Annotated in this window: 23 protein-coding genes and 1 rRNA gene; 11 read left to right on the forward strand and 13 right to left on the reverse strand. The window is 39.0% G+C overall.

What is annotated here, in order from left to right:
• The first annotated feature begins 234 nt into the window (after window positions 1–234).
• Window positions 235–349: ribosomal RNA gene (gene rrf / locus B9T30_RS15675) — 5S ribosomal RNA — on the forward strand.
• A 491-nt stretch (window positions 350–840) separates the two neighbouring features.
• Here rrf and B9T30_RS15680 read toward each other — a convergent pair.
• Window positions 841–1,140 (reverse strand): hypothetical protein, encoded by a 300-nt coding sequence (locus B9T30_RS15680; RefSeq protein WP_086185817.1) that lies wholly within the window; start codon window positions 1,138–1,140, stop codon window positions 841–843.
• Window positions 1,141–1,521: 381 nt separating this feature from the next.
• Here B9T30_RS15680 and B9T30_RS15685 point away from each other — a divergent pair, with 381 nt between their 5' ends.
• Window positions 1,522–3,558 (forward strand): Ig-like domain-containing protein, encoded by a 2,037-nt coding sequence (locus B9T30_RS15685; protein WP_086185818.1) that lies wholly within the window; start codon window positions 1,522–1,524, stop codon window positions 3,556–3,558.
• Between the two features lie 154 nt (window positions 3,559–3,712).
• Here the strand turns inward: B9T30_RS15685 and B9T30_RS15690 are convergent, their stop codons facing one another.
• Both B9T30_RS15690 and B9T30_RS15695 read right to left on the reverse strand, forming a co-directional pair.
• Window positions 3,713–4,138: a beta-lactamase hydrolase domain-containing protein gene (locus B9T30_RS15690; RefSeq protein WP_086185819.1), complete on the reverse strand. Its 426-nt coding sequence runs from the start codon at window positions 4,136–4,138 to the stop codon at window positions 3,713–3,715.
• Window positions 4,131–4,466 (reverse strand): TIGR01244 family sulfur transferase, encoded by a 336-nt coding sequence (locus B9T30_RS15695; protein WP_004650298.1) that lies wholly within the window; start codon window positions 4,464–4,466, stop codon window positions 4,131–4,133. The genes B9T30_RS15690 and B9T30_RS15695 overlap by 8 nt, the downstream gene beginning before the upstream one ends.
• A gap of 125 nt (window positions 4,467–4,591) precedes the next feature.
• Between B9T30_RS15695 and B9T30_RS15700 the strand changes: the two genes are divergently transcribed.
• Genes B9T30_RS15700 through B9T30_RS15710 form a run of 3 tightly spaced genes read left to right on the forward strand, consistent with a single transcriptional unit; the run spans window position 4,592 to window position 6,344 of the window.
• Window positions 4,592–5,488 (forward strand): alpha/beta hydrolase, encoded by an 897-nt coding sequence (locus B9T30_RS15700; protein WP_086185820.1) that lies wholly within the window; start codon window positions 4,592–4,594, stop codon window positions 5,486–5,488.
• Window positions 5,489–5,926: a thioredoxin TrxC gene (gene trxC / locus B9T30_RS15705; protein WP_004650296.1), complete on the forward strand. Its 438-nt coding sequence runs from the start codon at window positions 5,489–5,491 to the stop codon at window positions 5,924–5,926.
• Window positions 5,907–6,344: an acyl-CoA thioesterase gene (locus tag B9T30_RS15710; protein WP_413772579.1), complete on the forward strand. Its 438-nt coding sequence runs from the start codon at window positions 5,907–5,909 to the stop codon at window positions 6,342–6,344. The genes trxC and B9T30_RS15710 overlap by 20 nt, the downstream gene beginning before the upstream one ends.
• Window positions 6,345–6,426: 82 nt before the next feature.
• Here the strand turns inward: B9T30_RS15710 and B9T30_RS15715 are convergent, their stop codons facing one another.
• On the reverse strand, window positions 6,427–6,927 hold the full coding sequence (locus tag B9T30_RS15715; RefSeq protein WP_086185821.1) for a DUF4442 domain-containing protein: 501 nt from the start codon (window positions 6,925–6,927) through the stop codon (window positions 6,427–6,429).
• Window positions 6,928–6,959: 32 nt separating this feature from the next.
• Window positions 6,960–7,448, reverse strand: coding sequence for a YajQ family cyclic di-GMP-binding protein (locus tag B9T30_RS15720; RefSeq protein WP_074947393.1), 489 nt, complete (start codon window positions 7,446–7,448; stop codon window positions 6,960–6,962).
• A gap of 91 nt (window positions 7,449–7,539) precedes the next feature.
• Between B9T30_RS15720 and B9T30_RS15725 the strand changes: the two genes are divergently transcribed.
• Entirely contained in the window at window positions 7,540–7,854 is a 315-nt protein-coding gene (locus B9T30_RS15725; RefSeq protein ID WP_074947394.1) for a rhodanese-like domain-containing protein, read from the forward strand.
• A gap of 93 nt (window positions 7,855–7,947) precedes the next feature.
• Here B9T30_RS15725 and mnmC read toward each other — a convergent pair whose 3' ends face one another.
• Genes mnmC through B9T30_RS15745 form a run of 4 tightly spaced genes read right to left on the reverse strand, consistent with a single transcriptional unit; the run spans window position 7,948 to window position 11,366 of the window.
• Complete coding sequence (mnmC, locus tag B9T30_RS15730; RefSeq protein WP_086185822.1) at window positions 7,948–9,867, reverse strand: FAD-dependent 5-carboxymethylaminomethyl-2-thiouridine(34) oxidoreductase MnmC; 1,920 nt, start codon at window positions 9,865–9,867, stop codon at window positions 7,948–7,950.
• A 40-nt stretch (window positions 9,868–9,907) separates the two neighbouring features.
• Window positions 9,908–10,417 carry a hypothetical protein gene (locus tag B9T30_RS15735; protein ID WP_086185823.1) on the reverse strand — a complete coding sequence of 170 codons (510 nt, stop codon included), beginning with the start codon at window positions 10,415–10,417 and terminating at the stop codon, window positions 9,908–9,910.
• Window positions 10,418–10,421: 4 nt separating this feature from the next.
• Window positions 10,422–10,724, reverse strand: a complete 303-nt coding sequence (locus B9T30_RS15740; RefSeq protein WP_004650288.1) for a YciI family protein — start codon at window positions 10,722–10,724, stop codon at window positions 10,422–10,424.
• 27 nt (window positions 10,725–10,751) lie between these two features.
• Window positions 10,752–11,366, reverse strand: coding sequence for a septation protein IspZ (locus B9T30_RS15745; protein ID WP_086185824.1), 615 nt, complete (start codon window positions 11,364–11,366; stop codon window positions 10,752–10,754).
• Window positions 11,367–11,411: 45 nt separating this feature from the next.
• Here B9T30_RS15745 and B9T30_RS15750 point away from each other — a divergent pair, with 45 nt between their 5' ends.
• A complete protein-coding gene (locus B9T30_RS15750; protein ID WP_086185825.1) occupies window positions 11,412–12,263 on the forward strand; it encodes a PHP domain-containing protein in 852 nt (283 codons plus the stop codon).
• 347 nt (window positions 12,264–12,610) lie between these two features.
• On the opposite strand, the gene B9T30_RS15755 is transcribed toward B9T30_RS15750, so the two are convergent.
• Window positions 12,611–13,522 (reverse strand): bestrophin family protein, encoded by a 912-nt coding sequence (locus B9T30_RS15755; protein ID WP_086185826.1) that lies wholly within the window; start codon window positions 13,520–13,522, stop codon window positions 12,611–12,613.
• A gap of 71 nt (window positions 13,523–13,593) precedes the next feature.
• Window positions 13,594–14,289: a RadC family protein gene (gene radC / locus B9T30_RS15760; RefSeq protein ID WP_086185827.1), complete on the reverse strand. Its 696-nt coding sequence runs from the start codon at window positions 14,287–14,289 to the stop codon at window positions 13,594–13,596.
• A gap of 113 nt (window positions 14,290–14,402) precedes the next feature.
• On the opposite strand from radC, the gene coaBC reads away from it, so the two are divergent.
• Both coaBC and B9T30_RS15770 read left to right on the forward strand, forming a co-directional pair.
• On the forward strand, window positions 14,403–15,668 hold the full coding sequence (coaBC, locus tag B9T30_RS15765) for a bifunctional phosphopantothenoylcysteine decarboxylase/phosphopantothenate--cysteine ligase CoaBC (RefSeq protein ID WP_086185833.1): 1,266 nt from the start codon (window positions 14,403–14,405) through the stop codon (window positions 15,666–15,668).
• Window positions 15,669–15,822: 154 nt separating this feature from the next.
• A complete protein-coding gene (locus B9T30_RS15770) occupies window positions 15,823–16,200 on the forward strand; it encodes a cytochrome b562 (protein WP_086185828.1) in 378 nt (125 codons plus the stop codon).
• A 123-nt stretch (window positions 16,201–16,323) separates the two neighbouring features.
• Here the strand turns inward: B9T30_RS15770 and dusA are convergent, their stop codons facing one another.
• The gene (gene dusA, locus B9T30_RS15775) at window positions 16,324–17,355 is read right to left on the reverse strand and encodes a tRNA dihydrouridine(20/20a) synthase DusA (RefSeq protein ID WP_086185829.1); all 1,032 of its coding nucleotides are present in this window, start codon (window positions 17,353–17,355) and stop codon (window positions 16,324–16,326) included.
• 133 nt (window positions 17,356–17,488) lie between these two features.
• Here dusA and xerC point away from each other — a divergent pair, with 133 nt between their 5' ends.
• Window positions 17,489–18,637 (forward strand): tyrosine recombinase XerC, encoded by a 1,149-nt coding sequence (gene xerC / locus B9T30_RS15780; RefSeq protein ID WP_086185830.1) that lies wholly within the window; start codon window positions 17,489–17,491, stop codon window positions 18,635–18,637.
• On the opposite strand, the gene B9T30_RS15785 is transcribed toward xerC, so the two are convergent.
• A complete protein-coding gene (locus B9T30_RS15785) occupies window positions 18,621–18,893 on the reverse strand; it encodes a pyocin activator PrtN family protein (RefSeq protein WP_086185831.1) in 273 nt (90 codons plus the stop codon). The two genes, xerC and B9T30_RS15785, sit on opposite strands and share 17 nt — an antisense overlap.
• 210 nt (window positions 18,894–19,103) lie before the next feature.
• Here B9T30_RS15785 and B9T30_RS15790 point away from each other — a divergent pair, with 210 nt between their 5' ends.
• Window positions 19,104–20,090, forward strand: a complete 987-nt coding sequence (locus B9T30_RS15790; protein WP_086185832.1) for a hypothetical protein — start codon at window positions 19,104–19,106, stop codon at window positions 20,088–20,090.
• Window positions 20,091–20,165 lie beyond the last annotated feature (75 nt).

Here is a 20,165-nt window from a genome sequence, read left to right on the forward strand (position 1 = left end):
AGGTTGGATGTGGAAGTGCAGTGATGCATGAAGCTGACCAATACTAATTGCTCGTGAGGCTTGACTATACAACACCCAAACAGTTGTATTGCTCGTCTAATTCGATACAAAATACTTGATTTAGTTCAAAAGCTAGTTACAATACCAACTCAAATTTAGCATAATCTGTTAATAACTCATTTGACGAAAGCTAGGCATCCAATAAGACCATAGCAAGTAAGCATAAACAGTTGTGCTGGCGACAATAGCAAGAGTGAACCACCTGATCCCTTCCCGAACTCAGAAGTGAAACCTCTTCGCGCTGATGGTAGTGTGGGGTTACCCATGTGAGAGTAAGTCATCGCCAGCTCATTATTCCTAAAAACACCCTCTTCTAACGAAGAGGGTGTTTTTTTATGCGGGGAAAAAATTAAATAAGTAAAAGTAGGCCGCATTTAAACGGTTTAGCTAAAAATAGCTAACTGTATGAAATGGATAAGCGCTGGATTTTGGCTTTTACTTATTTAAATGATCTAGATTCAATTCTTGGTATCGCTAGATTTGATCTGTGGATTGTTTCCTAGACATCTTATGGAAAATTTTCTATAAAAATTGGATATTCACCTAATTTTTTGTGTATGTGTATTGGTTGCTGGGAATCTTTTTTAGATTATTCAAAATGAGTATTAATATTGTTTAAATCAAGCATATTTAAATAGCTAGTTCGGCCTGTTACATTAAGTAAATAGTCAGTTTTGATAATTTGAGCTTTTCTATTTTAATTAAAGTGAATACTGGCTTTATTTTTATTATATTTAATAGCGATAAGTAATATTTCGAATTTAATCTCAAATTCTTGCCTTAGTTTTGTTTGAGCAAGGTTCTGAAGATAGAGCTAGTCAAAGAAACAGTTTTGCGATTTTTCAGACAAACAGTGGTTTTCACACTTAAATATTGTATTGCTTGCGCAAGTTCAATAGCGATAACTCCATTACTAGTTACCGCTAAAGATTTAAGATAATGTTTCCAGTTCTTTACTTGAATTATTTTTGTATCAATAAAATGAGCTTTGTGAGAAATTTTATATACTTTATTCCAAATCTCTAGGTCTTTTAATGTTGCTCTTATAAAATGGTCGCGTAATGCTCTTACGTGCTGCATAAACTGAGATGTATCTATTTTAGCTGTAATACTTAGAATCAATTTCTTTAGTATGTTGAGTTCTATTGATTTTATTTGTGGTAGATATAAGTACTTTGCTTGGTATACATCCTACCTAGGTGCAAGTAGTATCCTATGAATATTTATTAAGAATATTTGAGTGTTTTTTAGGCTTATTTGTATGCCGCAATACCTACTGTAACAGTACCAATAATAATGATGTTATACATAAAGTAGCCATTAATATGAAAATAATTTTAGATTAACACAGTAAAACATTTAACATGCTTTTATTTACATAAAGCAACTTCTATGGTTACATATCCGAGGTTCAAAAATTAGATTATAACTCGAGCATCTAGAGGTTTTTGGGGAATTTAAATGAATAAGAAACAAGTTAGTTTGAAACTTACTACTGTCGCATTGGCAATTTTATTGGCAAGTTGTGGTGGTGGTGGTAGTGAAGGATACTTTAATACAAGTAGTGGGAGTAACTCTTCTAGTGGGTCAAATGGATCGACAAATACATCAAGCACAGAGTTATTATCCATAGCACAGAGCAAAAGTAGTTTAAATGCTGGTGGTCAAGATACCTTAACACTAACAATTCGTACACTTGATAAAAGTGGTGGTGTAATTCCAAATGCAAATGTTAAAGTTGAAATTAAAGATGCTCAAACAACTGGGGCAAGTCTTAGTACTTCAACTAATTTAGTAAGTAATACCAGTGGAATTACAACTACAGATATTAGCTTAGTTAATTCAACACTAAGTCAACGTATTAATAGAACTATTACTGTTATTGTTTCTTCAGGTTCTGCAAAGCAGGAAATAGAAATTCCTGTAACAGGAACATCAGTTGTAATTACCTCGGATGTAAATTTACTTGAGGTAGGAAATAATGCAAGTGTCACTTTAACCGCAGTAGATGCTGTTGGAAATCCTTTAATAGGTGCAACAGCAAGCTTACTTGATAGTACTGGTAATCAAGTTGGATCAACATTTACAACAAATGCAGCGGGTAAAGCTGTTTTTCAAGTACCATATAACACTGTATTTACGCAAGCCAATCATAAATTGGAATTGACTGGAAAAATTACTGTTTCTACAGTAAATCAATCGGTTAGCAATCTTTTAACAACGGATTTCGTTACATTAATTGCTAATGTCTCAAATAATGTGCTTGAAACTGTATCGGACTTAAACCCAGTTGGTGTTGGTGAAGTTAAGCCTATTACTGTTCAAATAAATGCTACGTCACAAGCAGCATTACTTGGGAAAAGTGTAAATTTTGACACAACGAATGGTACAGTTTCTCCTGCAACAGCTACAATTACAAATATTCGTCAAGAAAATGGTCAATGGGTAGGGAATGCAACTACTAATTTGACTGGTGCAATTGCTTCTATCGCGACGGTATCTGCTCAGTTTGGTTCCAATGTGATTTATATTGCGCAAAAAATCAGTGCTGGAGCTCCTGCGACTATTTCGCTTCAATCTGAAGCAAGTGTTTTAGCTCCAAAAGCAAATACTAAAGTTATTGCATTGGTAAAAGATAAAAATGGTTCTCCAGTTCCAGGTGTATCAGTTAAATTTACAACATTAAAAGATACATCATCAAATGGCAGTTTATCTCAACCATCTGCTGTAACGGATAGTGCTGGACGAGCTACAGTGATTTATACTGCAGGTGATGCTCAGACTCTGGGTGGAGGAGTTGAAATTCAAGCGTCGACTGGTACTGCAGTAGCGCCTCAACCTGTTTATTCACCAAATCTATTATTAACAGTTGCAACTCAGTCTGCTTTTATCACCGTAGCTCAGAACCATCTAGTTTTAAAAGAAGCGAATGATAATACGAATTACTATAAGGAATTTACGGCCTCTGTTGTAGATACCGCAGGAAATCCGATTGCTAACCAAAGAATTAGTATCTCTTTAGATCTTGTAAGTTTCTATAAGGGACGTTTTAATTGGGTTCGAGATTATGCTTATGGACAAGGTCCAGACGGTCTATGGGCATGGTTCTCTTCTTTGCGTTGGTCTCGTGACTACATGACATATCAGAATAGTGTTTCTAAACGTATTACAACGTTTATTGAGTGCCCTTCAAATGAATTCCCAAATCCTATAGCAATTTTGGGGACGAATAATTCTATTTTGGGAACAAATGCTACCTTTATTACAGATTCACAAGGTAAATTTGATTTCAAAGTTCGTTATGGTCGTAATTACTCAAATTGGTTACGTGTGAATATTAATGCATCAACAACTGTTTCAACTAAAGAGAATTTAACAGCATTATCGTTTATACCGCCTGTTGCAGATGCTGATGTGGATGATGTAGACGGTAAATGGCGACCAGATGATGCCAGCCCATATGGTACTGACTATTCAACATGTAATAACTATAAATAATCCATATTTTAAATAAAAAACAGCGCTTCGGCGCTGTTTTTTATGACGTTAAATATTTTAAATAGCAGTCCCTACACTCACACCGACAGTAGGTCTAACATTCATAGAACTACAGCCGCTGATTGCGAGCATACATAAAAAGACAATTAAATTTTTATTCATTGAGCAAGCCTTGAGATTTAGCCTGATTAAATAATATGCTCGAGCGAGAACCACTGCGGCAGACCATCAGGATTGGTTTGGGTAGCTCATTATAATATTTTGCAAATTCAATCACGTCTGTTTGAGAAATTTTACCGCTTAGTATAGGTTGGTAAATCACACTGACTTGTGACTGTTCAGCAATTTGGCGCAATTGAGTCACTGAAACAGTATTGCCTTGTTCCTGATCAGGACGGTTGACAATCACCGATTTAAAACCAGCTTTGATCAGTTGTTGGAATTTATCTGTTGTCATTTGACCCGCAACACTGACTTGTGCATTTAAAGTTTTACTTAAAAGATCATTTTGAGCAAATAAATCAGCTGAGCAGGTCAAACACAAGCAATATAAAAGCGTTAATAAAACGCGTTTAGTCATCTAATAAATCCATTTGTTTGGCAAGCTGGTATAAATTATTTGAACGGTTACCTGTACGGCAGAACATTAAGATAGGTTTAGGAAGTTCATTAAAATGATTGGCAAATGTACGCACATCAACTTCAGTAATTTGACCAGCAACAACAGGTTGATAGACATAATCTAAACCCGCATTGCGTGCAGATTCTTCAATTTGAGCACTGGTCGGTTGTTCTGGGCCGCCTTCCATATCTGGACGATTGTTAATAATCGATTTAAAACCTTTCTCAACAACTTGTGCTACGTGTGCTGGGCTAATTTGGCCTGCAAAGCCGACATTTTCACTCATTCTGTCACTCCATAATTCGCTAAATAGATTTATGCTTTATGATAGCATTAAGCTTAAACTCGAGTTTAAGCTGTTAAAATTTTTTATAAACGATTACAACCATAAAATAAAGCAATGGAGCGCGTATGCATTCCTATACAGTTGAACCGCTGTATGTAAAAAGTGGGCAAGAAGTGATTGCTGCAGATTTTTACCGTCCAAAAACTGAAAATAAGCCCGCTGTCATTATTATGGCACATGGTTTAGCTGCTTTACGCCAGTTTAAATTGGTTCAATATGCCAAGCGGTTTGCTCAAGCAGGTTATGCCGTGGTGCTGTTTGATTATCGTTATTGGGGCGGGAGTACAGGTCGCCCAAGAGAATTGGTATCGCTGACGTCGCAATTAGAAGATTGGCGAACCATGATTGCACATATTTTAGAACGAAAATCGATTGATACCCGACGTATTGTACTTTGGGGAACCTCGTTAAGTGGGGGCTATGCTTTGAATCTGGCTGCGGAATTGAAAAATGTTCAAGCGATTATGGTTCAAGTGCCTTTTGTCGATGGGACCGAAAGTGCCAAGCTTTATTCTTTACAGCAACTGCCAAAAGCATTAAAAATATCCAGTCAGGATTATATGGGGGCGAAAGTCGGCATGTCTCCAAAAACCTTACCTGTGGTGGATAAAAATGGCTTATGTTTTATGCCGACAGCAGATAGCTATGATGGATATTTATCGATTGTAAATCCAGATTATTTTTGGAGCGGCGAGATTCCAGCGCGGGTCTTTTTCAATTTAATTCGGTATCGTCCGATTCAGGATGCCCGTAATATTAGTGTTCCTGTACTTTTTATTGCTTCGAAACAAGATAGCTTGATTCCAATTGAGTCCAGTCGTGCGACGGCAACCAATATTGCGCCTTTTGTGCAATATCATGAGTGGGATATGCAACATTTTGATATTTATCATGGTCAATGGTTTGAAAAAGCGATATCAACCCAATTAGAATTTTTACATCAACATATTGGAGTGAATTAAATGATTATTGTTTGTCCTTCGTGTAGTGCAAAAAACCGAGTGCCTGAAGATAAACTAGAAGTAAATCCAAGCTGTGGTCAATGTCATCAAGCCCTTATTCCGTTGGCACCGATTGAGTTAAATGAGCAAAATTTTAGTCATTTCATCGCCAATAGCGACTTGCCTGTATTCATTGATTTATGGGCAGAATGGTGTGGCCCTTGTAAGATGATGGCACCGCATTTTGCACAAGTTGCTGCACAAAATCCCAAAGTGATCTTTGCGAAAATTAACACTGAAGAATCCCCTCGACTCAGTAGTGCGTTTAATGTACGTAGTATTCCCACCTTAGTTTTAATGAATAAAACCCATGAAATTGCTAGAATAAGTGGTGCGTTACGATCTACAGAGCTACAACAGTGGCTAGATCAACACTTAAATGCCAAAACAGGAAGCTAATGTGTCAGATACTCATGTAAAACCAGAGGGAACGCTCTCCCTGCAAACCATTGCGATGCCAGCAGATACCAACTGGAGTGGCGATGTCTTTGGTGGGTGGATTGTTTCACAAATGGACTTGGCCGGTGCAATTCATGCAGAGCGTTTTAGTAAAGGGCGTTGCGCAACGATTTCGATTAATCAAATGACTTTTTTGGTTCCTGTCAAAGTCGGTGATGTGATCAGTTGTTACACCAAAATTTTAAAAGTGGGCAATACCTCCATTCAAATGCAAATTGAAGTGTGGGATAGCCATGACAGCTCACGTGAGCCGATTCGTGTGACGGAAGGGGTATTTACTTTTGTTGCAGTCGATGTGAAGGGCGGTAAGCGTCAAATTCCAGAGGATGTAAAACAAAAATATTTAGCATCTCAGTGAGCGAAGTAACTTAGCCGAAGTCATTTAGCGATAAAAAAGCCCAATCATGATTGGGCTTTTTTATCGATTAATTTTGAACCAATCATTTTTTTAATTGTGATTTAGCCACCCAAGCCCAAAGCATTTCGCATTGAATCGGTTCTTGATTGGTTTCATCTGTGACGACCACAGTAACGAGGGTTTCACCTTTTTCAGAACTTTGCATTAACTTTTGCTGTTCATCCGTTAAGGTTGCGACTGCGGTCATTGCGCCTTTCGATGGACGTTTAAAATCGACTTTTAAACTTTTGATTAACACAATACAAGAGTCAGGAACATTCATTCCAGTGACAAAACCTGTTGCTGTTTCTGCAATCAGTGCCATAGCACAGGCATGAACCTGTCCAATATGGTTTTGCATTGCACGATGGTTTTCGATTTTCACCACCACTTTGGCGTGGCTCACTTCGAGATAGCGAATATTTGCGCTTCCCACCATCGGTACGATACGACCAAACGCTTTGCTCCACAGCGTACTGCGGATTCCTTTGGGTAATTTAGCGGTTGTTTTCACCAGTTTTGATAAACGATTGGTCGCTGTCATGAAGTTCCTCGAATTTTTATTGCATCAATGCATTAATCTTTAAAATTATTAAACTGTAAAGGCACACCAAATTGCTGTTCTTTTAAGAACGCCATGGTTTGTTGCAAAGTATCGCGTTTTTTATCTGTCACACGAATTTTGTCACCTTGGATAGATGATTGCACCTTCACACCACTTTCTTTAATGGCTTTATTAATTTTTTTTGCGGTATCTGAGTCAAGACCATCTTTAAGTTTAATCACTTGAATGACGTTTTTACCTGAAGCGGTCATTTTTTGCGGATCCAGTGCTTGAATGTCGACTTTACGTTTAAAGAAATGATTTTCCAGCATGCTATACACTTGCTCACACTGGAAATCACTTTCAGTACTGATTTTGATTTCTTTATTTTTTTCATTCAGTTCAATAGAAACGTCTTGACCGCGGAAGTCAAAACGGGTCGCAATTTCTTTTTGCGTGTTTTGAACGGCATGATTTACTTCAAAAATTTCTAATTCAGAGACAATATCGAAAGAAGGCATGGTTTAGACCTTTACAAAGGGAAAGAATATCTGAGATGCTAGGGATGTTTTCTTCATTTGCCAAGTGTTGTTTACATCAAAGGAGTGCACAATGATCCGTAAACAAGAAATTACAACATTTGAGTTCCCAGAAAATGCAATTATCTGGGATGTTCGTGATACAAAAGCTTTCGCTGAAGGTCATGTTAAAGGTGCTGTAAATCAGCCCATTGATGACTTGGGTGCAGTCAGCTTAACTCAAGTGGAGTCGGATCAGCCCATTTACATTTTATGTGGTGGTGGTAGTAAAGCCCCACGTGCTGCTGAAAAGTTAGAAAGCTTCGATAGCTCACGTGAGTATGTTGTATTGATGGGTGGCACTCGTGCTGCACGTGATGCAGGCTTCCCTTTAGAACAGGGCGCTTAAGAAAAAGCGCCGTAAGGCGCTTTTTTAATGGTTAAAAAAATCAATTCCCCTTTTTTTGAAAGCGGGATTTTTTTTGCTTTTTTAAAAGGGCATTTAAGTTGGTTTTTGATAGTAGGGTTTTTTCGGTTTGACTTTTTTAATAAAGCGTCGTGGATTGAGTTTATCGACCCAATATGACGTCAGTGGACAAGCTTCCGCTAAAACTTGCGCGACCAATACTTCGCTACATAGCGGTGCAAATAAGAAACCTTTAGAGCCTAAAGCGGTCAAAGTATAAATTTCTGCATCGGGCTGAATTTTCCCAAGCAATGGGAAATAATCAGGACTTTGCGTGCGTACCGATGCACGACCTTGCCAAGTTTCGATTGGGGCTAAGGATTGTGCATAATGGGGGAATACACTGTGAATTAGTGCATAGTTATGTGCATGATCCTCAGCTAGAACCTCATCATCCTCTCGATCTGGATAAAAAGAAGCCCCTAAAATCAGATGTTGCTGGTCTAATTGCATACAATAGCCGCCGTAGCTATAGGCTTGATCCGATTTTAATGGATGGTTGGCATTATTCAGCCAACTGACTTGCCCACGATTGGCTTTAAGTTGAGGCAGTTGTGGCGAAAGTTTTTGGCTATTCATTGCCGCGCAGACGATCACATGATCAAATTCCCCTAAACATTGTTGCTTGATGTCGATGATTTGAATTTTTGCTTTTTGATTTGAATCTGATAATTTTTTTAAGTTGCTGACTTCTGCATGCTGAAATTGAATGAAAGCATGTTCTAAAATTTGATCACGTAATTGATGGGGTGAAACCGTTCCTGCACGTAACAGTTTGAGGCTTGGATATGCTGTTTCAAGATCGCTGATCTTCTCTTTTTCAGTGGCAAAGATTTCTGGTGGATATTGTGTTGCGAGTTCAAGTAAATCATCGTCAGCTTTGAGTGCCAGTTGGCTGACCTGAATAGGGCGAAAAGCGTTAAATTTTTCATAATGTGGAATGGCATATTGCCATGCCAAAGTGACTAAATGCTGCGCACTTTGCTCAATTCGTCCGAGTCGGGGATTGAGTAATGCCAGTGGATTACCCGATGCACCGGCAAGAGGCGCTGATTGATCGTAAATAGTCACTTGATGACCACGTCTAGCAAAGGCATAGGCACACGTTAAACCCGCTATTCCAGCGCCAATGATCGCAATTTCACGTTGTTGAAATGAGCCTGCTGCATTGAATGGGGTGTGTGCTTGGGTGGTTGCTGTGTTTAAGTGTTGATTTTCCGATTTTGTACGATTGCAAATCGCTTTCAGCATCGGAGGTTTATGGTTAAAACCTGCTGGGCAAGAAATCGAAATACCATGCTCACTCAGACTTTGTTTTAAAATGTCAGTAACACTGCAAGAGGCAAACGTTGTTCCATCATCCGATAGCCTAATAGTCTGACTTAAAACATTTTTTTTCCAGAGATCGGGATGGTATGAAAATGAAAAACCATTCAGAAACCATGCATCGACGGCTTTGGTTTTGGCAATGACAGGGAAAACTTCACTTGCATCACCCAGCCATAAGTCAATTGAAAAGCGTTCTGCTGGGAAATTAAGCCGATGACAGCCTGCGATGGGCAAAGGATATTGTTGAAGCAGTTGTTGTGCGAACGGTTGCAGCTCTGGCCAGACCGTTGCAGCACGAATAAAATCCGCTTTGGTCAGTGGATATTTTTCTACGCTTATGAGGTGTAGATGGCTATGATTATTCGGGCGAAGTTGCTGCCACATTTGCCATAAAGCTAAAGCATTTAGCCCTGTGCCAAAACCTGTTTCAGCGATGCAGAAATATTCAAAATCCGCCAGTTTGGCTAAACGTGTGCTTAAGTCATTGCCATTGAGAAAAACATGTCGTGCTTCAAGCAAGGCATGATTACTCGAAAAATACGCCTGCCCCAACTGTTTGGAAATGGGTACATCAATACCATCAATGCATTGCCAATCTAGATCAGCGGTTTGAATTGCACTCGACAAGACCTAAGCAACCTTTAAAACAAAAATGGAAAGAGAAGATTTACCACTGACGACGACGTTTGGTATACACATAGCTTGCAACTAAGAAACCCAATAAGACACCTGCTGCAATGGTTGCAGCGCCGTATAAAAACATTTGTGCGCTACGTTCACTTTGTAAAACTTGGACTTGTACTGCCAAGCTATCATTTTTCAGTTGTAGCTCTTGGTTTTGTGCTAAGGCATCTAAATTGGCTTTTTCCAATTGTTGCAAACGCGTTGCTTGATCTTTAACTAAAGCTTTCACATTGGCATCTTGCAAGGCTTTATTTTTTGCCAGTTGTTCTGCCGTTAAAGGCTTCGCTTCTTGCGGCAGACCATTTGGGTTCACTGTGGCAACCGCAGGCATAATACCGGGTTTATTGGCAGGCAAAGTCTGTGATGATGGTGTTGCAGTCGTTGCTTGAACAGCAGGAGTAACAACAGGTGCAGGAGCAGGAGCAGGTTCAATTGCCCATGCCGTAGAACAAATTAAAGCTAAACCCAATAAGCTTGGGACAACAACACGCATGATTTTATCCTTGAGGGAAAGCTTTATTAAAAGGTTTCACATCAATATGACTGTATACGCCTTCTTTTAAGAAAGGCTCTTCTTGCAACCATGTATCCAGTGCTTCACGCGTTTCAAAGTCAACAATAATGGTACTGCCATAAAATCCGGCTTGTGGATTGCTTGGATCTTTTGGCATCGCACCCGCGACAATTAAACGACCTTCATCATTTAACTGTTGTAGACGTGCAATATGTTGTGGGCGTGTAGCAAGGCGTTTTTCAACTGTACCTTCGTGATCAGTACAGCTTACGACGAATAAAGGCATATTCTTTTCTCGATCAGTTGACCTAAATTATTCTTCAGGCGACTTAAAATGTTTGCGCAAGAAAATAAACTGAATAATGATAAAGGAAAACATCACAATCATGTCACCAAATGCAGTGAATTCACCCCAATATTTTCCGCCAGCAAATAAAAAAGCGAAGAATATATGTAAGCAAGACATCAATGCGAACATGGCTGCCCAAGCAAAGTTTAAATTTTTCCAGCCTTTTTCGGTTAAATTGAAAATGGGACCAAATAAGCGTTGAATCAGCGGTTTCTTATCTTTCATAAAATAAGGTGAAAGTAAAAATGCCGCTGCGAAGACAATATTTAATAGCGCGGCTTTCAAACGAATATAAAAATCATCGCTGAGTATTAAGGTAATACCACCAAAAACCACGGTCATAAACAACACAATCCATTGTTGTTTATCTAGACGGAATTTTTGTATCACAAAGAGGGCGCCATATACCACAAGCATAGAAATAATCAGGCCAGAGGTTGCAACCAAAATATTATTATTATCTATACCGCCTGCGGAACCAATCAATTGTAGCAGGGGATGCTCAGTATCTTTGGGATCAACGGTTTTATATAAATAAAAGAAAATAATGAGTGGCACAAAGTCTAAAAGTGCTTTCATGTTAGAGTATCTAAATCTGATCAAATAAATGACATAGTATAAGTGATGCAAGGCGTAGATTTACATACACACAGTAATATTTCTGATGGAACTTTGTCTCCAGAACAACTTGTGCATGCAGCCATTGAAAAAGGTATTCATACCCTTGCGCTGACTGACCACGACACCATGGACGGCTTAAAACAGGCTGAAGCAATCGCACAAGATTTACCCTTGCGGATCATTTCTGGTGTAGAGATTTCCAGTCAATGGTCACGTCCGGCAACGCAAAAAAGTTACGGTGTGCATATTGTTGCCTTAAATATGCAGCATCCAGAACCTTTGCTGCTTTTACTGGAACAACAAAAACAAATTCGATCCATTCGTGCCAAACAAATTTGTGACCTACTTACTCCGCTGATTGGTCAGGACATTTATGCCGATGTGATTGCCAAAGTGGATGGGATTGCAGACCGCATTACCCGAACGCATATTGCTAAAACCTTAGTGGAAAAAGGCATTGTCAGCCGCCCTCAACAGGCTTTTGATAAATATATTAAGGAAGGCAAAAAAGCCTATGTGAAATTTGATGGTTTAGGTTTAGCCGAAACTATTCAGGTCATTCATGCCAGTGCAGGATATGCTGTATTGGCGCATCCCACGAAATATGATCTATCCGCGACCAATATTCGTTATTTAATTGAAATATTTGCTCAGTTTGGTGGTGATGCAGTGGAGTTGCCACCTGCAATTGAGCCTGCTTCGACCCGTCAAATGGTGGATCGGATGGTGGCTGAATATGGATTAAAAGTGTCTGTAGGCAGTGATTTTCATGGCGATCATATGCCGTGGATCCGCTTGGGTAATATTCCACGGCTTAAAGAAGGGCAAGTGGGAATTTGGGAGAGTTTTCGTTAATTTTTAATCCACCCTTTTGTGTCATATGTAGTTTATTGTTGATAAATATTGATTTTTTCTAATAAGAAGGTTTGAAATCATCGTATTTTACGTTAGAAGCTTTCACTGCCGTAATTTTTCAATAAAGTCGAAAGACATTTGTGTAGGCGAAGTCTTACTTTTGAGAGGCCAAAAGTAAGCAAAAGCCTTTGTCACCCACACACAACGTCCCTGTTGTGGTGGGTAACGTGTGGCATCCCGCCACACCCGTGTATCCAAAGCTTGCTTAAATTAAACTATTGGACACTAATGGATTTTCTCCTCCCTTTAACAAAGGGTGAGCAGCACTGCTGCGCAAGGAGGGATTTTTATAAAAGATTATGATCTTGAGCCTGAATCGGTGGCGGCGTGGGTTTGCCCAAAGTCCCGAGTAATTCAATTTCAATGGTTCGTACCATCGCATCTAAAGGTAGGTCATTACTTTGCGTACCAAAAGGTTCTTCAATTTCTGAACTTAAAGCATCTAAACCTAAAAAAGTGTAAGCCAGTATACCGACCAGTAAAGGGGTAGCTAAACCTAGAGTTGAGCCTAAGCTAAAGGGCAGCATAAAACAGAAAAAATATACGGTACGATTGAGTAACACCGAATAAGCAAACGGCAATGGGGTAGTGGCAATTCGGTCACAACCGGTTTGTACTAGACTGAGTTCAGCCACATGCTGGTTCATTTGAGTATAAATAATATCGGAAATTTCACCCTCTTTCAGCGCTTGCATCAATTCCCATTGAATCAAACTTAAGGTGTACTGCGGTGCATTGGCTTGTTGATAAAGCTGGGTTAATGCTTGCTGACTCATGCCACTGGTTTCAACCAATGCCAGTGGATTTGCGGTTTGATGTCGCAAACGATCACGTAATACGTTTGCAAATACAATCACATGCTGAACAACACGTTCACGCCGTCCTTGAGTCAACATACGGCAGTCACGGTCAAAATGCCGTGCATTGGCAATTAGCATGCCCCAAAGTTTACGTGCTTCCCACCAACGGTCGTAACAGGCAGTATTTTTAAAGCCCAGAAAAATAGATAAAACCACACCAATTAAGGTGAAGCCGACCAAGGGAAATTCTGGAAAATGAAAATAACCAATATAGGATAATCCACCAATCACAGCGGAAATGAGCATGACTACACCTAAAGGTGGTAAAACCTTGGGAAGAATGGTTCCACGCCAAGAAAATAACAGCCTAAATATACTCGGTTGGTCACGCACAATCATGTTATGAGGATCATCAAAATTTTTACTGATCTTCAATGTTACTCAGCTTTTTGTCAATATTGGTTACAATCTTATTCAGGCTGATGCAGTAGTTTATGTTCGGCAAATGAGAAAGTCCCTTCAGCTGAAATAATACAATGATCCATTAAATGGATCTCTAATAAATGACTGGCATGAATAATGCGTTGGGTTAATGCAATATCGGCATTTGAGGGTTGCGCCAGACCAAAGGGATGATTATGTGCAATGACGATGCTACTGGCATGCTGGTTGATGGCATAGCGGAATAGTTGATTAATCGAAATTTCACAGGAATTCACTGAACCATAGAACATTTTTTTAAAGCTTATTTTTCTTAAATGTGCATCTAAGCACAGTACTGCAAATACCTCTTGGCTTTCACCGAGCAATTCAAATTTCAAAAAATCCAATAACGTTTTCGAATTACTCAATTCAATTTTTTCTTGTTTTAAATGCTGTGCGATATAACGTCGCCCCAGTTCTTTGACTGCCATCAGCTGTGCATATTTAGTGGCACCAATACCGTGAAACTGGCTTAAATCCTCAAGCGTAGCATCAAAAATAGGATTTAATCCGCCATAATGTTGCAACATGATGCGTGCAAGTTGCACTGCTGAATGTTGCTTGGAACCTGAACGTAAAAAGATGGCAAGCAATTCTGCATCAGATAGGCTGCTGGCCCCTTGTTGAATGAGACGTTCACGTGGACGTTCTTGTTCAGGCCAATGTTTAATCGATAAATTCATTGTTTTTAGACTTTTTTATTCTTAGTAAGAGTGATTAGACTTAAGTGCTGACTTGGGTATGCCTTTATTTAATGATATTGTGAGCGCCACTGCAACAGGAAGGTAGCTTGTTTGTGAGCTTCGATTTGAGTGTAATTCCAAATAAAAATATTGTATTGGCTGTAACGGGTGGTATCGCGGCATATAAAAGTGCCATTTTAGTCCGTCGCTTAAAAGATGCAGGTTTCAATGTCCGCGTGGTAATGACACAGGGTGCACAAGCTTTTATTACACCCTTAACCTTCCAAGCTTTATCGGGAAATCCAGTGCATACTGAATTACTCAATCCCGAAGCCGAAGCGGGCATGGGGCATATTGAGTTGGCGCGTTGGGCAGATTTATTATTGGTTGCCCCTGCAAGTTGTGACACCTTAGCCAAATTTGCCACAGGTTTAGCAGATGACTTATTAAGTACACTATATCTTGCAACCAAGTCGCCAGTTTGGGTCGCACCCGCCATGAATCAACAAATGTGGGCCGCTAAAGCAACACAGCGTAATTTAAATACGTTGGTTGAAGATGGTGTGCATGTGATTATGCCCGATGCAGGTTCACAAGCTTGCGGTGATGTGGGTTTAGGGCGTATGCCTGAGCCTGAAGATTTAGCTTATCAGGTCACACAGTATTTCCACCGTGCGCAGCGCGCGATTGCGGAAAAATTTGGTCTGCTGGCCGGCAAGCATGTGGTGATTACTGCGGGGCCAACGCGTGAAGCGATTGACCCCGTGCGTTATATTTCAAATCATAGTACGGGGAAAATGGGCTTTGCCTTGGCAGCTGCTTGTTATGCTGCGGGTGCGAAAGTCACACTTATTGCAGGCCCTGTTAGCTTAGATACCCCGAATGGTGTGCGCCGTCTTAATGTTTCATCTGCGGTACAAATGCTAGATTTGAGTATGCAGATGCTTGATGAAGGTTGCGATATTTTTATTGCAACAGCCGCTGTGGCAGATTATCGCGTGGCAGAAGTTGCTGAACATAAAATTAAAAAAGCAGGTGATGAACTGAATGTTTCACTCATCAAAAATCCAGATATTGTCGCAACCATTGCTGGGCAACAAAAACGTCCATTTATGGTGGGTTTTGCTGCTGAAACACGCAATGTCGAAGAATATGCCGCAGGTAAATTGGTGGCAAAGAAACTTGATATGATTGCCTGCAATGACGTATCTCGTGCTGATATTGGTTTTGCTTCTGATGAAAATGCCATGACGGTATTTTTTGCAGATGCATATCAGTTAGAAAAACGTGATTTAGAGAAAGCCTCAAAACAAGAAATTGCGCAGCAGCTGGTGGAAGCGATTCATGATGCATTGTGGCATGAAATAGAGCCCGTTTAAAAAAGTTGAGTTCATTGATTAAAATGCAACGAATTCGTTGCGTTTTTTAAGTTACTTACACTATGTTTAATGCTTAAAATACAAATTTTTAGCACCATTCAACAGTCACAATAATAGCCACAGTTTTTAAATGGATCTTTACAAGGACATGATCATGATCAAAAAAACATTAGCCACCGTTGTCGTTTCTATTGCTTTGTCATTTAGTAGCTTGAGTTTTGCCGGCAAGCTTGGACAGAATATGGATACTTTAGCAAAAAACTTTCAAGTGTTTAACAAGACAGATAATCAGAACGATGCGCTGAAAGCACTGGATAATATGAAAGTGGCTGCTTTAGATGCAAAAAAAATCAAATTAAAAACCAGTGATGCAAAAGCACCAACGTCAGATGTTTTATATGATCAATTGGTGCTAGAAATTGATAAAACCAGAATGTTGGTTCAAGCAGGTAAATTAGATCAAGCCAAAGTGCAAGGCAAAAAAATTGCTGCGGTTAAGGCACAAGGACATGCGATTTATAACCAGCAATGATTTTATGCACATTCATCGTGCCGAGAATGCATGTTAGAAATCGGGCTTAAGCATCAAAATTCAAAAAAATGCCAGTCTATTCAGCAATAGACTGGCATTGCTTATGGTGAGAGTTTTGTGTCATTAATTTGCAGCTAGATCATCCTGCTTTTCTTTTAAATAGTCTTCAGTACGTTGCATGGCTTCTTGAATATTAATTAACGCGGTTTCTACATCTTTTAAGCTTGTGGCATTACCACCACTTAAAGCCTGACGCCATTTACGCGCACCAGGCAAGTTTTGGAACAAACCTAAAATATGACGGGTGATAATTGAAAGCGGCGCACCTTGTTCCATACGTTTGGCAATATACGGCATCATTTGCGCCATAATATCAAAACGATTTGGTGCATCTAAGTTCCAAAGTTGGCCAATTTCTGCCAATAGATAGGGGTTGTGATAGGCTTCGCGACCAATCATCACGCCATCGACATGTTGTAAATGTTGCTGAGTTTCGGCAAAAGTTTTGACTCCACCGTTAATTTCAATGATTAAATTTGGACGATCCTGCTTTAAGCGATAGACATCTTCATAACGTAAAGGGGGAACATCGCGGTTTTCTTTTGGCGATAAACCTTGTAGTAATGCAATACGCGCATGCACGATAAAATTATCACACCCTGTTTTGGCTACAGTGTCGACAAAATGCAGCATCTCTTCATAAGATTGTAGGTCATCAATACCAATACGATGTTTTACTGTGACAGGGATATCGACTGCATTGCGCATTTCGGCAATACACTCGGCAACCAAATCAGGTTCAGCCATTAAACAGGCACCAATTTTATTGTTTTGTACGCGGTCACTTGGGCAGCCCACATTGAGGTTGATTTCATCATAGCCCCAATCTTGCGCCATTTTGCTACAAGTGGCTAAGTCTTTGGGATTTGAACCGCCCAATTGCAGCACAATAGGATGTTCTTCATGGTTGTAGTCTAAATGGCGTTCTGCACCGCCAAATAAAATGGCACCCGTGGTCACCATTTCGGTATACATTATAATATTTGGATTAAACAAACGGGCAAAAAAGCGATAGTCACGCGTGGTCCAATCCATCATTGGCGCCACACTGATTCGCGGAGATTGAGTGTTTTCAATGTTTTTAGTGATAGTCATTAAAAATCATACCTTTAATCTGTATTTCGCAACTTGGGCGAATCTGTGTGAACCTATGTTTAGGTGGGTTAATCGGTTTGCATTTACACCAAATTTTACACCATAATCAGAAAAACAGTTTGTGGTGTAAATTATGGGGTCAATTACGGCAAGAAAGGGCGCAGATGGGAAGGTTAACTATCGTGCTGCGATTCGAATCAATCGAAAGGGCTTTCCTACTTTTTCTGACAGTAAAACTTTTCATTCAAAGAAGATGGCTGAAAACTGGATTAAGAAACGAGAAGTCGAAATTCAAGAGAATCCTGATATTTTACTGGGTAAAGAGCAACTCATTGATCTGACCTTATCAGATGCTATAGATAAATATTTGGATGAAGTCGGGAGCGAGTATGGAAGGACAAAACGCTATTCTCTGCTCCTAATCAAGAAGCTGCCAATCGCGCGCAATATTATCACAAAAATAAAATCAGTACATTTGGCTGAGCATGTTGCCTTGAGAAAGGGGGGAGTTCTTCATCTTAAGCTGGAACCTATTGCTACTAGTACGCAACAACATGAGCTATTACATATTCGTGGTGTACTTTCCCATGCTGCTGTTATGTGGGAAATGGATATTGATTTAAATGGCTTTGATAAGACCACAGCCCAATTGAGAAAAACTCGTCAAATATCCTCCAGTCAAAAAAGAGACCGACTTCCTTCAACGGATGAACTGATTGCATTAACGAAATATTTTACAGAACGATGGACGCTAAACCGTTATGGTTCTAAGTATCCAATGCATTTGATTATGTGGTTTGCAATTTTTTCATGCAGACGTGAAGCCGAACTAACACGATTGTCTCTTCGAGACTATGATTCACATCATTCAACATGGAAAGTGCATGATCTAAAGAATCCAAATGGCTCTAAAGGTAATCATAAGTCATTTGATGTACTTGATCCTTGTAAGGAAATGATTAAAAGGTTAAAACATTCAGAAGTCCGTGAACGAATGTTGAAACTTGGATATGATGGAAATTTACTATTACCTTTGAATCCTAAAAGTTTGGGCAAAGAGTTTAGAGAAGCTTGTAAAATGTTGGGTATTGATGATTTACGATTTCATGACTTAAGGCATGAAGGCTGTAGTCGATTGGCAGAGCAGAGTTTTACGATTCCTGAAATTCAGAAAGTAAGTCTGCATGATTCTTGGAGTAGTTTACAGCGCTATGTGTCAGTGAAGGCGAGAAGGAATGTTATTCAGTTGGATGAAGTGCTACGTCTCATCGATGAAACGTAGCGAAATCTTTGGAAGCCTCTGAATACTGTTTATCTAAAACATTTGCGAAATCTTTAACGTGTACCAGAAATGGTGCACGTTTACTTTTATCGATTTTGAATACCGAAAAAGGAAATTCTTGATTATTTGCTTTTCTCAGAGCCTCAGCTTTGCTTAAATGTGGATAGTAGTCTGAAACGATCAATAATAAGTCAACTGTCATAGAACGATATCGTATAAATAAGTAATCAAGAGTGTTTAATTGAAAAGTAACCATTTCCCCACTCCTTTGAGCCCTTGTCTAATCCACTGGATAAAGTATATTTAAATGAAATTTTTGGTTTAGCCATAAGTCCTCACTTTGTTAAACATCATGTCTTTGATTTGATGTGTTAAGTCTAAATGTGACTAACATGGAAGTTAATAGGTCTAGGGATGTAAAAAATAAATATTTAAAATTTTATCTATCTTATTGAATTATATAGTTATGAAAAAGCCAAAAATTGAAGATTTAAACCTTTTAAGTGATGAATTATATCTACAGGCAATTAAGAATCTTAAGCTAAAGAAGTTTATGAAAGATTCTCAAAAACCCAAAGAAGCTGAAAAGGGAGAAATTACCCAAAGTCTAGGGTTATCTGCTTTAGAAAAAGAACAGCTATTGATAAAGCTAGAAAAATTAGGTGATAAAAGTTTTAATGATTCTTTCAAACAGGGTACACCATGGGAGGGTGATGAATTTATAGTTCTCAATAAGGAATTTACTGCAAGTAAAAATTTGATATTAATCAATAATATTGAGGATTTAGTCGAAAATTATAGTAAGTTGAGTGCTTACAAACTTCTGAAAGAATATAGATCAAACCTAGAGGGTTTGATTGAAATGATAACACCAAGACTAAGTGTACTTTATGATTTGCTTTATTTTCTAGAATTGAGAAAGAAAATTCAAGGATATATTGCAGTTAAGCAACGCCACGCTATTAAGCATCAAATTTTCTTTGATATTTTGATAGAGCGTGCTGAAAAGAATGGTAAATGGGACAGTCTGAGTATGGCTGTACAGGATGTATATGTTGAAGTGACAGAAAAATTTGCGGAAATTGATGAGCAATATATAGAGAAGGAACTAAAAAAGGTTGAAGAGAAAAAACGGATAGCCTCTACAGAAGAAGGGCCTAATATTAGATTGAAAAATGTTAAGGCTGGAAATGCTCAAGGACGTATGATTGATGAAGTTTTGAATGATGCTGAAAAAAGACGAAGTGAACTAGCTAAAGAGTTACAGGGCTTGGAAATAAAAATAGTTAAATATACTGAGGCCAAAAAAAATGGTTATCCGTTTGAATGTTTAGGGCGGGAAATTCTGTTCAATAGTGATATTGAATTATCATTAATAAATTGCCTAAGAGGTAATAAAGAAATTATGAGCCAAGTGATTGTTAAACGAGATAAGCTTGAGCCGAAAGAGTAGAAATTATAGCGTTAGTACTACCACTAAAATATTGAAATAGTTTTACAGACACCCGCCTCAAATGGCGGGTTTTTT

This window comes from Acinetobacter sp. ANC 4973 (assembly GCF_002135275.1).
GTDB lineage: Bacteria > Pseudomonadota > Gammaproteobacteria > Pseudomonadales > Moraxellaceae > Acinetobacter > Acinetobacter kyonggiensis.